This is a genomic window from Aneurinibacillus migulanus (assembly GCF_001274715.1).
GTDB lineage: Bacteria > Bacillota > Bacilli > Aneurinibacillales > Aneurinibacillaceae > Aneurinibacillus > Aneurinibacillus migulanus.
This window is the reverse complement of sequence record NZ_LGUG01000004.1, coordinates 1,456,378-1,473,012: the sequence shown is the minus strand read 5'-3', so window position 1 is coordinate 1,473,012 and position 16,635 is coordinate 1,456,378. Positions and strand designations below refer to the sequence as shown.

At 43.8% G+C, this 16,635-nt stretch carries 14 protein-coding genes; 7 read left to right on the top strand and 7 right to left on the bottom strand.

Translation table 11 applies throughout. From position 1 onward, the window contains the following. Positions 1-15: 15 nt before the first annotated feature. Positions 16-432 (bottom strand): YugN family protein, encoded by a 417-nt coding sequence (locus tag AF333_RS08955; protein ID WP_043066158.1) that lies wholly within the window; start codon positions 430-432, stop codon positions 16-18. Positions 433-906: 474 nt separating this feature from the next. Here AF333_RS08955 and pdxR point away from each other — a divergent pair, with 474 nt between their 5' ends. Next, entirely contained in the window at positions 907-2,343 is a 1,437-nt protein-coding gene (gene pdxR, locus AF333_RS08950; protein WP_043066159.1) for a MocR-like pyridoxine biosynthesis transcription factor PdxR, read from the top strand. A gap of 237 nt (positions 2,344-2,580) precedes the next feature. Next, positions 2,581-3,414, top strand: coding sequence for a 4Fe-4S binding protein (locus AF333_RS08945; protein WP_161795275.1), 834 nt, complete (start codon positions 2,581-2,583; stop codon positions 3,412-3,414). A gap of 185 nt (positions 3,415-3,599) precedes the next feature. Here AF333_RS08945 and AF333_RS08940 read toward each other — a convergent pair whose 3' ends face one another. Continuing rightward, entirely contained in the window at positions 3,600-4,955 is a 1,356-nt protein-coding gene (locus tag AF333_RS08940; RefSeq protein WP_043066161.1) for an aspartate aminotransferase family protein, read from the bottom strand. A 33-nt stretch (positions 4,956-4,988) separates the two neighbouring features. After that, the gene (locus AF333_RS08935) at positions 4,989-6,452 is read right to left on the bottom strand and encodes a CoA-acylating methylmalonate-semialdehyde dehydrogenase (protein WP_043066162.1); all 1,464 of its coding nucleotides are present in this window, start codon (positions 6,450-6,452) and stop codon (positions 4,989-4,991) included. 261 nt (positions 6,453-6,713) lie between these two features. On the opposite strand from AF333_RS08935, the gene AF333_RS08930 reads away from it, so the two are divergent. From AF333_RS08930 to AF333_RS08915, 3 genes are all read left to right on the top strand, one after another. Further along, positions 6,714-7,265, top strand: a complete 552-nt coding sequence (locus tag AF333_RS08930) for a hypothetical protein (RefSeq protein ID WP_052812090.1) — start codon at positions 6,714-6,716, stop codon at positions 7,263-7,265. Next, positions 7,231-7,740 (top strand): hypothetical protein, encoded by a 510-nt coding sequence (locus AF333_RS08925; RefSeq protein WP_144424219.1) that lies wholly within the window; start codon positions 7,231-7,233, stop codon positions 7,738-7,740. Before AF333_RS08930 ends, AF333_RS08925 begins: the two co-directional genes overlap by 35 nt. Positions 7,741-8,284: 544 nt before the next feature. Continuing rightward, positions 8,285-8,941: an N-acetylmuramoyl-L-alanine amidase family protein gene (locus AF333_RS08915; protein WP_235496282.1), complete on the top strand. Its 657-nt coding sequence runs from the start codon at positions 8,285-8,287 to the stop codon at positions 8,939-8,941. 22 nt (positions 8,942-8,963) lie between these two features. Here the strand turns inward: AF333_RS08915 and AF333_RS08910 are convergent, their stop codons facing one another. The 4 genes from AF333_RS08910 to AF333_RS08900 all read right to left on the bottom strand — a co-directional run bounded on the left by AF333_RS08910 (position 8,964) and on the right by AF333_RS08900 (position 13,380). After that, positions 8,964-9,566: a YhcN/YlaJ family sporulation lipoprotein gene (locus AF333_RS08910; RefSeq protein WP_052812092.1), complete on the bottom strand. Its 603-nt coding sequence runs from the start codon at positions 9,564-9,566 to the stop codon at positions 8,964-8,966. Between the two features lie 143 nt (positions 9,567-9,709). Further along, positions 9,710-11,317 carry a sodium:solute symporter family protein gene (locus AF333_RS08905; protein WP_043066164.1) on the bottom strand — a complete coding sequence of 536 codons (1,608 nt, stop codon included), beginning with the start codon at positions 11,315-11,317 and terminating at the stop codon, positions 9,710-9,712. Further along, complete coding sequence (locus AF333_RS33530; protein WP_158502411.1) at positions 11,318-11,491, bottom strand: hypothetical protein; 174 nt, start codon at positions 11,489-11,491, stop codon at positions 11,318-11,320. A 104-nt stretch (positions 11,492-11,595) separates the two neighbouring features. Continuing rightward, a complete protein-coding gene (locus AF333_RS08900; protein WP_052520833.1) occupies positions 11,596-13,380 on the bottom strand; it encodes a sigma-54 interaction domain-containing protein in 1,785 nt (594 codons plus the stop codon). Between the two features lie 478 nt (positions 13,381-13,858). On the opposite strand from AF333_RS08900, the gene AF333_RS08895 reads away from it, so the two are divergent. Then, positions 13,859-15,847 (top strand): oxidoreductase, encoded by a 1,989-nt coding sequence (locus AF333_RS08895; RefSeq protein ID WP_043066165.1) that lies wholly within the window; start codon positions 13,859-13,861, stop codon positions 15,845-15,847. 15 nt (positions 15,848-15,862) lie between these two features. Further along, positions 15,863-16,627: an electron transfer flavoprotein subunit beta/FixA family protein gene (locus tag AF333_RS08890; protein WP_053432674.1), complete on the top strand. Its 765-nt coding sequence runs from the start codon at positions 15,863-15,865 to the stop codon at positions 16,625-16,627. Positions 16,628-16,635: the final 8 nt, after the last annotated feature.

The following is a 16,635-nucleotide window of genomic DNA, read 5'->3' as shown; positions in this document are numbered from 1 at the left end:
GTGAACACAGGAAAATCAGCCAAATGGAAATTCCGTTTCAATTTTACGTAGCCATTCTTCAGTACGCCGTACCCATTCATCTGAAGCGGACGCGTCTTTTTCCACCGGACTTGCAAATTGATCCATAACGGCAGTGTATGTACGGTACCTCGCTGTATCGTCCTGGTCATTTTGATAATGATGTACGAGTAAAAAAGGCGTTCCCAGACGAATGATTGCGCCATTCTCACCAAAATTTCCTTGTTCCGGAATACCTGGAATCCGTAAAAAATAGTACTTCCCTTCATCTTCATCCGTACCCATCTTCAAATCAAAAAAACCACCATCAATATCCCAATTTCCACCAATCGCAAAATCGTGTGCATTAAAAAACTCGAATAATTCCTTAAACGTTCCCCTCTGTCCGTCCAATGAAGACTGTATTGCAATCATTGTGTGTCTCCTTCCATTGCTCGTTTCCTTCAGTGTTTGAGCGAAAGAGGAATTTTATGCAAAACACCTCTGCCGAAGCAGAGGTGTAATGTAAAGCTTGTCCTAGTAATAGAGCTGTCCAGAGACACTGACCCCTTTTTTATAAACGTCGATAACCTTTATTTTACGGGGTCCGACCCCAAGCTCGGTTAAATCAAACGAATACCAGAGCTGCGATTGGTAGGACGTCTTAGTAAATGCCTTCACTAGTTCGCCGCGATTATTGTAGAACTCAAAGCGAACGGTTCTCGGGTCATCATTGCGCCCTTGATAGATATAAGGCGATGAAAGTCAGGCATTACGCATAACAAATTTATGGCTAGCGTACCGGACAAAACGACATCTTCTCGGACATCTGCGCCTGTCCATTCATATGTTATAATGATTCCGGTATGGATATATCGTTAAAAATCTTACATATTGACGGTGAATGTTATGGATTGGAAACCGAGCAGACATAGTGATATTCCTATATATCAGCAGATTGTCGATTTTATCGAAAAAAGGATTATTTACGGCGAATATCCTCCCGGAAGTATTCTGCCTTCAGAGCGAACGCTGGCTAAAATGCTCGAAGTAAACCGCGGAACGATTATTACTGCCTACGATGTTCTTCATTCAAAAGGCATGGTTGAGAGAATTAAAGGAAGCGGGACCAAAGTAAGCTCTGATTTCTGGGGCCTGACCAGAAACCGCATTCCGAATTGGAACCTGTATGTTGAGAGCGGCTCGTTCCTGCCTAATCTTCCTATGTATCAGCATATTCAGGACGAAATCCAGGAACGGTCTCTTATCAACTTCGCAAGCGGTGAACTTGCTCCGGATTTAACGCCCTATGCCGACTTTCGTCATATACTTTCACAGAGTGAATTCAACCATTCTCTCGGCTACGATCACTCCCAAGGCAACCTGAGTTTACGGAACACTGTTGCTGACCACTTACAAGAATACAAAAGGATCGATTGTACGAGCCAGTCTATCTTAATTACCTCCGGAGCCCAACAAGCGTTATACTTGATTGTACAATGCCTGTTACATCCGGGTGATTCAGTAGCAATCGAGAACCCTTCTTATGCTTATTCGCTGCCGCTCTTCCGGTCCGCTCGTATTAAGACCCACTTGCTGACCGTAGGAGAGCAGGGTGTGGAGCCTGATGATATTATTGCCTTATACAAAAAACATAAAATAAAAATGATTTTCTTGAACCCTATTTTTCAAAATCCAACTGGAACACTGTTATCACACGAGCGCAGAACGAAAATCTTAGAGTTATCGGCCGAGCTAGGTATTCCAGTCGTCGAAGATGATCCATACAGCCTGATCCCCTTTAGTAAAGAGGCCGACACTGCAACCTTAAAATCGCTTGATAGGAACGGGAATGTTCTTTATATTAGCTCCTTATCTAAATTGGTCGCATCGGGGCTTCGCATAGGCTGGATTGTCGGTCCGCAAAAAGTCATTACCCGCCTGGCAGATGCAAAACAGCAGGTGGATTTCGGCCACAGCATCTTCCCTCAATGGATTGCCACAGAGTTCCTTGGAGCCGATACATTTGCCGGACATCTTAACCATGTGCAACAACGCCTTCTCGAAAAAAGAAACCTACTCATCGCTTCTCTTGAACGACACCTGTCCGACTATGTGACATTTCATGCACCGGAAGGAGGGGTCCATCTATGGTGCAGTCTAAAAAGAGAAGTGAACGAATACAGGTTGCTTGAAGCGGCACTGCGCAACGGTGTTGTATTCGTTCCGGGAAGCTTATTAGGCTCCGAAAAAGGGCACATGCGTCTGACATTCGGCAGAACTGAAACACCGCTGATTGAAGAGGGAGTCCTTAGATTAAAGCAAGCATTTATGATGCTAACATAAGTGGATGGGTAGAAAATATTGTAAGTGGATGAATACAGGGGACACTCATTGTTTTACTATTCTATATAAAAAGAATAGGAAGAGTGATTCACATTGAAGAAGCGTACACTTATGCAATTTTTTATCCTACTGTTGTTTTTTATTGTTCCACTCTTTGATATTTTCCGTATTGATTTTATACACCTTCGCTTCTACGTATTTAGGCAAAGTTTTTCTTTTCATGACGGATATATTTTAATGTTAACGGTTCTTATTCTTGTGTTTACGTTTGTTTCCATTTCTAAGTGGTTCGGACGCAAATTCTGTGGCTGGATGTGCCCGCATAATACGTTTTCCGTCTATATAACAAAATTACTAAAAATAAAGAAATTACATCAAAATAAATGGCTTCGTAGCATGGTAGATATATTACTTTCCTTTATATTTGCTCCTATTATCGGGTTTAGCATGATCGCCTATTTTTACAGTCCACACGATTTATGGAAAGAAATCGTAACATTAAATACAGCAGCATGGTCATTTTGGGCTTATATTATTACCACTGGTGTCTTTTTTATTATGATTCACCGCTTGCGTCACCGCTTTTGCCGCAGCGCTTGTCCATACGGTATTCTCCAATTCGCACTCTCTGACAAACATTCGCAACAGAGCGGGATAAAGAATATGTTTCGTGGTACGGGACTCGTGCTTACCTTACTAATGGCAGCATTCGTATCAGTATTGATATTCTCTATCTCTACAAGCAATAGCTTTACTGTAAGCCTAGGTAAAAAATTACAGGGAGTCGTTACGCAAGATCATATTATTTATACGTATTCTCTACAAATAGAAAATCTATCGACTCAATCGTCCATCTTCAAAATCCGCTACCAAAACCTTCCTTCTCACTGGGAGGTAACCGTACCGGAACAAATTTTAGTAAAACCAAATGCTTCAGCAGAAGAAAACCTGCTATTTCGGATTAATCGAGCAATCCCTGGGGAAAATCGAATGATTACCATCCATGTACAGAGTGAAACCGGGGCCGAAATTCTTCGACAAGTTAGTCTTGTCACGTCGCAAAAACAGTAGCTGTGTAACAGAACTCACAAAAAAAAGCCCAGGCAGAGCCGTAGTACTAGGCAAATAGGCTTTCTTTGTGAGTTCATTTTTTTGTACTGGAGGCATGCTGTAGCTTCTGTTCAGTACGTAATAAAACCCGGCCATTCGACGCGTCGCATACATATGCGGCGGCATCTTACGGCCGGGTTCTTCTATTAAATCAACTTATTTATTGCAGCTTTTAATGTAGTAACGATGAACTCCAAATCTTCATCTGTAGCGGATAGCGGCGGAGACAAAGCAATGACATTATTAAAGCCTGCTACCGTATCGCCATTTTTTCCAATGATTAATCCATTGGCTTTACATTCCGCAATCACCTGCCCGACTCTAGCAGCAGAGGCAGGCTCTTTTGTCGCTTTGTCTTCCACCAGTTCTATTCCTAGTAGAAAACCAAAACTACGTATATCTCCAACATATGGATGGGCTTCGAGTTCTTTCATTTCTTCCAGTAAGCGCTCGCCGAGTATACGTCCGCGTTCAACCAGAGCTTCTTTCTCCATGATTTCCAGGTTTTTAAGGGCAAGCGCGCAGGCGGCGGGGTTACCACCGAACGTATTCACATGGCGGAAATAACCGTACTCTGCCGATTTCTTAAAGGCTTCGTAGATGTCCTTACGAACCGCTGTTGCGGAAAGAGGAAGATAGCCGCTCGTCAGTCCTTTTGCCATCGTTACGATATCTGGTTTTACATTGAAATGCATATGGCCAAATTTCTTGCCTGTACGTCCGAATCCGCAAATGACTTCATCAATAATTAGCAGGACACCATGCTTATTGCAAATCTCCTGCACTTTTTCCATATAAACAGGATGAGGCACGATAATTCCACCGCCCGTAATGGCAGGCTCCATAATAACAGCAGCGACCGTCTCCTTGCCCTCCCATACAATCGTATCTTCAATCGCCTGAGCGCATTGCAGATTGAACTCCTCTACACTTTGGCCAGCTGGACGACGGTAGCTGTCCGGTGGACGAACATGAACAAATCCCGGGGCAAGCGGCTCATACTTGTATTTCCGTACAGCCTGACCTGTTGCGGCAAGAGCTCCCATAGAATTTCCGTGATATGCGCGATAGCGTGAAATGAATTTGTACCGGCTCGGTTCTCCATTTTGTTCATGATACTGTCTTGCGATTTTAAAGGCTGTTTCATTAGCATCTGAACCACTGTTGGAGAAAAAGATCACATACTCCCCTTCGAGCCATTCGTTTAACTTTTCAGCTAATTGAATAGCTGGAAGATGACTTTGTGCAAGCGGGAAATAAGGCATCGTCTTTAGCTGTTCATATGCCGCCTCTGCCAATTCTTCCCGTCCGTATCCAACATTTACGCACCACAGTCCAGCCATTGCATCCAAATAACGCTTCCCGTTAATGTCTGTAATCCATGACCCTTCAGCCTCAACAGCTACCGTAGGAGAAACTTCTTCATTATAAGGCGTGATATGATGCCACACATACTTACGATCTTTCGCTAATACATCCTCCGCTTTGTTTTGCAAAATCATACGATCGCCCCCATGCAAAAGTAATTACCCGCTTTAATAACGTGCCGTCAGCATCTTCTTACGAGTGTAAAACTCTACTCCATCACGCCCGTTGGCATGCAAATCGCCATAAAACGATTTCTTATAACCAGAGAATGGGAAGAAAGCCATCGGAGCTGGAACACCTAGATTAATGCCCAGCATTCCGGCATCAATATCGTCCCGGAACTGGCGTACCGCCTTTGCGCTATCCGTATATAGGCATGCGCCGTTAGCAAACTCAGATTGGTTCGTAAGTTCAATGGCTTCATCCAGATCTTTCACACGCACAACAGACAACACAGGTGCGAAAATTTCATCCTTCCAAATCGACATCTCCGTTGTTACGTTGTCAAAAATCGTTGGTCCGACAAAATAGCCTTCTCCATTCGCCGCCTGATCCGTTCTTCCATCGCGAACGAGACGTGCTCCTTCTTTTTCGCCGGCTTCAATATATCCGATCGTACGTGCCTTATGAGAATCACGGATAACCGGTCCTAAGAAGACACCTTCATCCAGTCCGTTCCCGATTTTGATTTGTTCTGCTTCCACTGTAAGACGGTGTACAAGCTCATCTGCGATATCACCGACGGCCACGACAACGGCACATGCCATGCAGCGCTCACCTGCCGAACCGAAGGCCGCTCCGATAATGTTTTTGACCGCATTATCCAGATCAGCATCCGGCATCACGATCGAATGGTTCTTTGCTCCGGCAAGGGCCTGAACGCGCTTTCCGTTCGCTGCGGCGGTTTTATATACGTACTCCGCCACCGGCTGTGAACCGACAAACGATACGGCCTTCACATCTTGATTTTCAAGAATACCATTCACGACATCGTGTGCACCGTGCACCACGTTTAGAACACCTTCTGGAAGTCCCGCTTCCGTGAAAAGCTCAGCTAGGCGGTTTGCCAGAAGTGGCGTACGTTCAGATGGCTTCAATACGAACGTATTACCGCAGGCAATCGCCAGCGGGAACATCCAGCATGGTACCATCATCGGGAAATTAAATGGCGTAATACCGCCAACTACACCAATCGGATATCGGTACATGCCTGATTCAACCCCGGTTGCGATGTCAGGAAGCTGCGTTCCCATCATCAAGGTTGGGGCACCAGCTGCAAATTCCACACACTCAATTCCACGCTGTACCTCACCGTATGCTTCTTCGTAGCTTTTACCGTTCTCGATCGTAATGAGACGAGCTAACTCATCCCAATGCTCTACAAGAAGCTGTTGATATTTGAACAAAATTCGAGCACGCCGCGGCACCGCCACTTTCTTCCATGTTTTGTATGCTTCTTTAGCCACTGCCACCGCCCGATCCAACTCTTCCCGAGAAGAAATCGGGACATATGCGATCGTTTCACCTGTCGCCGGATTCGGCACTTCCTCATACCGTTCCGCCGTCGATTCTACCCATACTCCACCTACAAAGTTCTTTACATGTTGTACCTTGTCTTTTGCTAATGTCATGCAAACACCCCTATTAATTAATCTACCTTCTAATATAACAGGTAGCATCGTGTTACTTTAACTATACAAAGCTTTGAAAGCAGTTTCATTAGACAGAATGTCAAAAGATCAGTTATTGTTTTAGACATATTAAACACCCAAAAACTATGTACATATAAACACGCGCTCTGCTGATTACCCATACTTCTCTTAAATTTCCAAGTACATACGTTCTTATTTTGTAGGGATTATGGTATAATTTTCATAATGAAGGATAAGGAGGTGACCACCATCGTTGCACGAAATAAAGGAAAAGAAACGACAAAAACAGTGCGAAAAAAGACCCCTACATTTGTGTTGACACTCCCTCTCCATGTGGAACATTTTCAGGCAAAACAATTGGATGTTCGCTTTGAAATCGCAAGGAAAATCTATAATGCTTGCATTAAAGAACTATATCGCCGTTATCATTTGCTGTGTCAATCCACAGAATACCAGCGGATAATGAAACAGATTCGGGCTACGTACCGCGAAGAAGAAAAAGGACGATATTTAAATCAAAAGAATAGAACGAATCAGGCGGTTTCACTTGAACATGTCCGTCGTCCTTTATGGAAAGAAAAACAGACGCTTCATGAAAAGTACGGCCTCAATGAATACAGCCTTCACGCATTCGTGCAGCCCATGGCGGCACACTTCAAACGGCACATGGATACGTATGCGCAGATGGCTTTATGCAGCCGGGTAAAATACTGCCGCTTGAAACGAATCGTGATTCAGGGGGGCCGTGCGCTATATAGTGCAACTCGTGCTGGAAGGCATACCGCCACGTAAGTTGGATAAGCAGGGACAATTCAAGCATACAATCGGGCAAGGAAAGACCGGTTGTGATATCGGAACACAAACAGCCGCTATCGTTAGTGATACAAAGGTTACCCTTCATCTGCTTGCGCCGCGGGTGCAAAGATTCGAAGAAGAAAAACGTCGGATTCAGCGGCGAATGGACCGCTCCACCCGCGCGATGAACCCGGATCGTTTTCATCCGGACAGAACGGTGAAACAAGGGAAACACACTCCATGGGTACGGTCAAAGTGGTATATGAAAGACTTGTTTCGCTTAAAAGAAATATGCCGGAAACAAACCGCCATCCGCAAGCAAGATCATTGCTCTTGCACAGCCGGCGAAGAAAATAATTGTCGACGAAAAGACAGGAAAAACAAAGCAAAAGAAACGGTTTGGCAAGTCGATTGCGCACCGGGCACCTGCGATGTTTTTAGCGATTGTACGTCAAAAACTGGCGTATCATGAGATTGAATTAAAGGAAAAGCTGAAGTAAACAGGAGCCTCCTCATTTTAATGAGGATAGGTTCAGTCCAGCCAAAAGGCACCTATTGATGTTAAAGGCACAACGGTACTTGTAAAGTGTCTCCGTCTGAATCGATTGCCGTTTGTCTTTATTTTTTTTTCCGCTTTTTTCGTTCGAGGTACAGCCACATACACGTTTTCATTGTCTATTTTTTCGATATACCCCTCATGTATCTTACGATCCTTTGTTTTTATTTTTACGTTTTTGCCAATATGGCTTTGAAAAACACTGGACATTCTGTTCATATGCGCCTTTTTAAAGCCCATTTCTTCATCTCCTCTCGTAAAATATAGTCTTGTATATCATACGACTCTCATGTTTCTTTGTTGTGGATATATGCCGGGGCGACTCATTTTTGTATTCATGTCTAGTCATTTGTGCAAACTATCCGCAAGAGTTACCTTTTACAGCAAAGGAGGAATCGTTATAAAACCGGCATGTATCGCCATCATCTTACTATGTACTTTTTTTATTTCTACACCTTCATTGGTTGAAGCCGTACATACAATTCATACTCCTGTAGACATTCTTATCGATGCCGGACACGGAGGCGTGGATGGTGGGGCTGTATCAGGAGACATTCTCGAAAAAAACATTACCCTGCAAGTGGCTCAGCTTCTTTATAAACAATTATCACTGAAAGGATACAGCGTAGTCCTAAACCGAACAGGCGATTATGCCCTAAGCGAAGAAAACCAGTGGCTAAATACGCCGTCACGCCATCAGAAAGATTTGGCGCAACGCAAGCATCTGGCTCAGGAACTGTCTCCAAAAATCATGATAAGTATTCATGTGAATACATCTTCAAACCCTGCGAATCGTGGACCTCTCGTCCTGTATCAGAAGAACAATCAAAGCTTTATGCTCGCCGATATAATGCAGCATTCCTTAAACAAACTTTATAAAACGACAGAGCTTCCACGACCAGGAAAACGGCTGTATCTACTCAATCATTCAATCTGCCCAACAGTCCTGGTAGAAATCGGCTTTCTCAGCAATCCGACAGATCGAATACGTATGACTACTCCTTCACAGCAAATTAAAATAGCCAATACGATTAGTTCATCCGTTGACGCATACTTCTTGTTGTTAAATCAAACACCATCCAAAGAAATGGGCCGTAAAGGAAAGGGAAGACTTTGATTGCAAAGTCTTCCCTTTTTGCTTAACGAAAAGGTGCAGTCACGGCACGGCCGATATCAGTAATAAGCGTTCCAACATCCTGGGCCAACGTACGAACAGGATGACCTGAACGCACCTGAGAATCTAGTGTGCTAATTCGTTGGTGAAGAGTCCTATCTGCCGTTACATGAACATTACATTCAGGGACTGCTTTCCTTACAGCGTTTGCTACATCACGTTCAATCATAGCTCTGCTTTTTGTCATATTCGTAACATCGAGTCCAATTACTGCATCCTTATCATTAACAACTGCAGTTGCGCGGGTAACTCCCGGCACATTAGTAGCTGTGTTCACTATGCGATCCGCTAAAGCCTGATTATGAGACACTGTACTGTTAGGCTGTAAGCCTGTATGGGCATTCGGTGTATATGTTCCATACGGTTGCATTCCATTATACTGTGTATTGTATGGATAAAAGCCGTCATAGTTACGCGGCGTAGCGGCATTCGGCTGATATTGATTTACTCCGTAATTCTGCGTGCGGTTCGTATTATTAGGTGCCGCTGCCGGATTACAAGCAGCAATGGAGCCTGCCATAATAGCAACAAGCGATATAACAGTACACTTTTTTGTCGCTTTATTCATTTTCTCACCTCCACAATTAGTTTGTGCGAGCCGCTCGTCCTTTACTGGTGGTGATTAAAGGAAAACAGGTCATCGAAAGTAAAAAACCGAACCTATTATGCATCGCATGATTGCATAATAGGTTCGGTTTACTTATTTTTCTGTTATGGCATAGCCAGGGAAACAGGCCAATAATAAAAAGCGAATGTAATTATGATAATAATAAAACCGCCTACCATCAAATACCCTGGATACTTGCGTGTAACAACCATCTCTTCCGCTTCTTCCAGAATAATCGGACGCTGGAGAATGTTCTCCCGAAAAGCTTTTTCCGCATCGGTCACTACCCCGAATTTTGACCCGATAATAAGCGCTAATGAGCTCACGATTACACCGATAATTACGGGATTTAAATATACGGGAAGTTCGATGCCGAATTTTTGTAAGCTTTCTCCACAAATGACGCCTAAAAATCCAACAACGATACTCCAAAAAGCACCTTCCTTCGTTACTTTTTTCGAATATATACTGGAGAATGCCACCGGCCCCCATGAAGCCGCAAATAACGTTGCCGCAAAGTATCCAATCCACATGACAGATGGCGGCTGCCATAGGCCGATTAACAAGATAACAATGCTAATAATAATCATAGAAATACGGCTCGCCCGCAGCAGTTGAGCGTCCGAATACGTTTTATTTCGGGCTTGTTCCATAATATCCCGCGTTACACTGCTGCCGATTAACTGCAGAAAACTAGAACAAGAAGACAACGCTGCCGCCATAATACCACTTATAATGATAACACCCAGCCATGTTGGTACAATATTCATCGCCGCCCAGATGAATACTTTTTCAGAAGGCGCAATATCAGACTTAATGGTAGTAATCGTCGAAATACTAATATGCAGGAAAAGATAAATCGTCAAAATCGATACAGTAGCCCATGCACCGGACCGAATAGCCACATGTTCATTCTTAGCCATCAGGTAGCGACTGCTTTGCCAAGGACTAATGGCAATGACCGCTCCCCATACCAAGCCCATAATAACAGCCCAGAATAATGCCTCCCATGGTGTGCCCATATATGCATTCGATCCTGTAATGCCATGCCAGCTAAGCAGCTCGGGCCGCGCAGGCAAATGGGACGCTTTCGTAATGGCTTCTGGAAACCCTCCTGCTGCTTTAATAATGAATGGAAAAGCCAAATATGTGGCTACCGAAAACAGGAAAAACATAATTGTATCGTTGACCATAACACCCTTTGCACCGGACAGTATCGTAAAAGAAGAGTATACCGCCCACATGATAAGTAGTGCCACAGCATAAGAAACACCGGAGATTTCAGACAGCAACACGGCCGCTCCCTGTGTTACCGCTACCAAATAAGCGGCAATGCCAAGCACCGTAGTAATCGCAGCTGCCATTCGCACTTTGTTCGATTGAAAACGATTACCAAAGTACTCAGGAACGGTTAACGAACGACTCCTTCGTAAATACCTACCGAACAAGAATACTCCGAATATATATCCACTTGCGTTGAAAATGACAAGAATAAGCAAAAGAATCGGATACCCGTCATATGAAAAGCCTGCCTCTCCCATAAAAGACACGGTGCTCAGAAACGAAGCAACCAACGTTCCTGTAATCATCAGCGTCGAGCCGCTGCGCCCCGACACGTAATACTCCTCTGAACTTTTCACTTTTCTGGACAAGAAAAAACCAATCAAAACATAGACGACAAACGATACGATAATACCGAGAGTAAAAATCAATTATATCCCTACTTTCTCATGGGAATTTTCTTTACCTTTGTTTTCGCCCTTATTCATGATCTCCTGCCGTGTACTAGTTGTTTGTCGTTCCATCTTCTGAAGAAAAGCCCGCATGAATAATCCCATGACTATTAGTGAACCGCCATACCCAATGCTGAAAAGGAATTCACCCATTTTCTTGCCTCCTTGTTAAATAAAATGGTGTATGCCTTTTCTTATTAAGCAATTCTTGTACCATTTTTTAATTATTCTAATTTTTTTGTTTACTTAATGTATTTTTACAATATGATATCCTCGCCCGTAGTCAGTTGATATTTGTGCAATTTGCGCATAATCGTCGTTTGGTTTACATCTAGCGCTTTAGCGATTTTCCTTGTCGTTTTATACTTGGTAATCGCATAGGAGAGAATTTGTTTTTCTGTTTCTTCCACCGCTTTTTTAATTGGCATAATCCCTGAGACTTTAACCATGGATTGTCCACCTTCTCTAGTAAAATGAAAAGGTAAATCTTCCATTGAGACAACAGGCTTCCTGGAAGTTACCACGAGCTGCTCAATCAGGTTTTCTAGCTCTCTTACATTTCCCGGCCACTCATGTAATTGAAGGATGAGCTTAGAACTTTCATCTAGAGCTACTGATTGTGAATATTTCTCGTTGAACTTATGAAGGAAACGTTCGATTAACAATAGAATATCCTTTTTTCTTTCGCGAAGCGAAGGAATACGAATCGGAACAACATGAAGTCGGTAATACAAGTCCTGCCTGAATGTTTTTTCTTCTATCATCTGTTTTACGTTTTTATTTGTAGCGGAAATAATCCGGATATCTACTTGCTTCTCACGTGTACCGCCCACCTTCTTAAAGACTTTTTCTTGAACTAGGTGCAGAATTTTTACTTGAAGATCCATTGGCATTTCGCCGATCTCATCAAGAAACAATGTACCCCCGTCCGCCAGTTCAACAAGACCGACTTTCCCTTGCCTATTTGCTCCCGTAAATGCTCCGGCTTCATACCCGAACAATTCAGACTCCAATAGATTTGAAGGAATGGCTCCGCAATTAACCTGTACAAAGTTTTTATTTTTTCTCGGACTTAATTCGTGTATGATTTTCGCTAATACTCCTTTCCCTACTCCCGATTCGCCATGTATAAAGATGGAAGAGTCCATAGGAGCCACCTTCTCTGCCATCTCAATGACCGATATCATATTTTCCGACTGCGTAATGAGTCGATTGAAAAAAACAGTTTTTTCAGCGTATGGATTCCTGCTCTCCGAATCATGAATAAGCGAATTCGCCCGGACAAGCTTATTTCGCATCTCGACCAACTCAGAAATATCCCGGGCATTGGAGATAATTCGATACAGTTTCCCTTCTTCATCAAAAATAGGTTTTGCTGTAGTAAAGACGGTTTTTCCGTTTGGATATGCTTGTTCAGCAGATTGAACCGTCTTCGTTTTCATCGTTTTTAGTGTAACGGAGTTGACGATAAGCCCTTTTTCCACCAACTCTTTAATATTTTTGTTTACATACGCTTCTGGGGGAAGACCCGTGAATCGCTTGCACGACTCACTCACGAACAATGTATTTCCTTCAGCATCCGTTACATAGATTTCATCATAGTTGGAATGTAAAATTTGCAGCAATTCCTTGTTTTGTTTTCGTGAACTTTCCAACTCTTCGCGCAATGAATGATTCAACTTCAATAAGCTGCTTATCTTTTGCTGATTTTGATAATCCTTTACTTCAAATGATGTATAGCACGTATATTGCTTATTGCCTTCTACAACAAAATAATCGTATTTCTCACTATCTTCTTCACTCAATTCCAATATGGATTCGGTTATATGAAAGCGATAATTCAAATAGTATCCCAGCGGCTTTTCACACCCTCCCCTGGCGATTTTTTTCCAGAAAAGCGGCTCGTCCAATATTCCTATGACTTGCAACGAATCATTCACAACAAGAATAGGGCATGATTTGAGCGTCAACAAACCTTTTACTTCTGCTACATTGCTATCTGAAAATACAGTGAGAGCTTCATTTTTTTGTTCTATATGCATACCGATCACCTCGTTTACATTTTAGAAGCAGTAATGATTCATAAGGCAATAATCATGCCACAATCAATTCACACCTCTTTTCCGCACTTATCCTAAACAATCTATAATACACTAATAAATTGAACACATTTCGCAACATCACGAACACATTTTGCATCAAAAAATTATTGCTGATAAGCTTGAGAAATCAACCTCGACAACCACCTACAATTCCTTATTTTCAAGCATTTATACATATCCTACAACGACTTCTTTCTTTTCATTTGAACCTTTTATGCATCATAAAGTTGCGTTTATTATACAATATACATTTGATTTAACAAAATATTTAGATATATTTACAGAGTACAGCCTTTCTACATCCTGTCTTTATCATGTATCTACCTCTTTTTGCAAAGAATGGCATGGTAGTTGCTTTTAATTAAAAAATGAACAGCCAGGACATTGTTTCAAACATAGGAAGAGGAGTGAAATGATAATGACGCATTTCAAACATTTATTCAAAAAAATTACGATTGGAAATACGGAGTTAAAGAACAGGATTCTAAGTACAGCACATCAAACCAATCATGTGATAAACGGCATTCCTACATCCGACATGACAGCCTATCATGTAGCTCGCGCTAAAGGAGGAGTCGGACTCATCGTACTGGAAGCGGCTGCCGTTCACACATCAGGCATGCTGACCACTCATACCATTGCCGGATACGATGCTAATGTGGTACCTGCTTACTCTGAAATTGCCGAGCAATTGCATCATTATGGAACAAAAGTATTCGCTCAACTATTTCATGGGGGGAGAGAAGTAGTATCAAGCGATTACCGAAACGCAGCATGGGCTCCTTCGGCAGAACCAAGTTTACGGTTCGGTGCCATGCCTAAGCCAATGAGTTTGGAGGAAATCGAGCAGGTTATCGACGGATTTGCCAGGTCAGCCATGTTAGCCAAAGAGGCCGGGCTCGACGGAGTAGAAATCTGTTGCTCCCATGGCTACCTTCCAGCACAGTTCTGGTCTAGTCATACTAATCACCGTACGGATCAATACGGCGGCTCTTTCGAAAATCGTATGCGCTTTATTCTCGAAATTCTAGAACGTGTATGGCAGGCAGTAGGAGAAGATTATACAGTAGGAATCCGAATGAGCTCAGACGAGATGACTATGGACGGTACGACCGTAGCCGATGCCGTGAACATCGTTGAATATCTGGTAGACAAAGTACGCGTTGATTTTATTAATGTTACAGCAGGTGACTCAAGCACATATGCCGGCTCAACCCATATTGCCCCGCCATCCCCTATGAAGCACGCCTATCTCTCTCCACACGGATTTAAGCTTAGGATGGCCGGTGCCGTTCCTGTCTTTATTGGATCACGGATTGTCGATCCTGTAGAAGCGGAACAAATTGTAGCCAGTGGAAAGGCAGATGTAGTGGGAATGACCCGGGCTTTGATTATTGATCCGGAAATGCCAAACAAAGCGATGCGGGAAGAACTTCAATCGATTGATGCTTGCTTGGGCTGTCTGCAAGCCTGTATTGGTCATTATCATAAAGGCCTTACTATCGGGTGCGTGCAAAATCCGGTGACAGGTCGGGAAGCTCAGTTGCTGCCGCTTATCCAACGTCCAAAGACGAAACAGCGTGTACTCGTCGTAGGATCAGGACCTGCCGGGTTGCAGGCTGCACTGACTGCTGATGCGCAGGGACACGAAGTTACCCTTGTCGATCAAAGCGATACAATTGGCGGCTTGTTGCGGACGATGCGACGGGCTCCTATGCGCCAGGAACTAGCGGAAACAATGCTGGATAACTATTCGCGTAAGCTGGCGCAAAGCAACGTAACTCTCCGGTTGGAGCATAAAATCACCCCTGAAAATATATCTGAGCTACAACCTGATGCGATTATATGTGCCGTAGGTTCCAGACCTTATCTTCCGCATACAGAAGGAATGAATGATTCTCGCGTGATAACGGTTGATACTCTTTTTAGCGGTCGTACCATGACGATAGGCCATCGTGTAGTAGTATTTGATTTTGCAGGCGATTGGCCTGGAATAGAAGCCGCTATATTCCTAGCGGAAAAAGGACACAACGTTACGTTGCTATCTGCCAAACTTCATATCGGACAGGAGGTCCATCAATATCTTCGCAATGAGTATTTGAAGAAACTCTATCAGTTGAAGGTGCAACTTCGTCCTCATTATGATTTTGGCGGCATCCATGATGGCCGTGTGATTATCCGTAATTTGTTTACGTACGATAAGGACGAACTAACAGACTGGGATACCGTTGTCTTATCACTGGGACGTGTTCCTAACATCGAACTGTATGAGCAGGTGAAAGGCTTGGCACCGGTCGTCCGTCAGATTGGAGACTGCCTTGCACCCCGAACTCTCGAAGAGGCAACCTATGAAGGAATGATGTCGGCCCTCAATATTGGCACAGCACTACCTAGAACGCACGTATAGGAGGAAAGGGATACAATGAATATTTTAGTTCTCATCAAACAAACGTTTGATACGGAAGAGAAAATCGTGCTCGAAAATGACGCGGTCAGCGAAGATGGGGTCGAATTCATCATGAATCCGTACGATGAGTACGCAGTGGAAGAAGCGATTACGCTACGCGACGAGCACGGCGGCGAAGTCACCGTTATTACGGTCGGACCGGAACGTGCCGAGAGCGCGCTGCGGACCGCACTTGCTATGGGTGCAGACAAAGCTGTCATCGTCGATGATGAAGACATCGAGACGGATGAATACAGTATCGCTAAAATTCTAGCCGCCGTTATCAAGGACCGCGAATACGATATTATCCTTGGCGGAAACATGGCGGTGGATAACGGGTCCGGTCAAGTGGGCCCTCGCCTGGCGGAAGAGCTGAACATCGCACAGGTAACCACCATTACCAAACTTACCGTGGATGGCGGAAAAGCGACCATCGAGCGCGATGTAGAAGGGGACATCGAGACGATCGAAGTATCCCTGCCCGTGTTGGTTACAGCACAGCAAGGCTTGAATGAACCACGGTATCCTTCGTTGCCAGGCATCATGAAAGCGAAGAAAAAACCGATGGAACGTCTCACGGTAGATGACTTGAACATCGACGGAGAGGTTGCGGCGAAGACGAGCGTCATTGAAACCTTCCTGCCGCCGAAAAAAGAAGCGGGTCGTATATTGAGCGGCGATGTGCAGGATCAAGTGAAAGAACTGGTACAGCTTCTTCGCAACGAAGCGAAAGTAATCTAAGGTCAGAG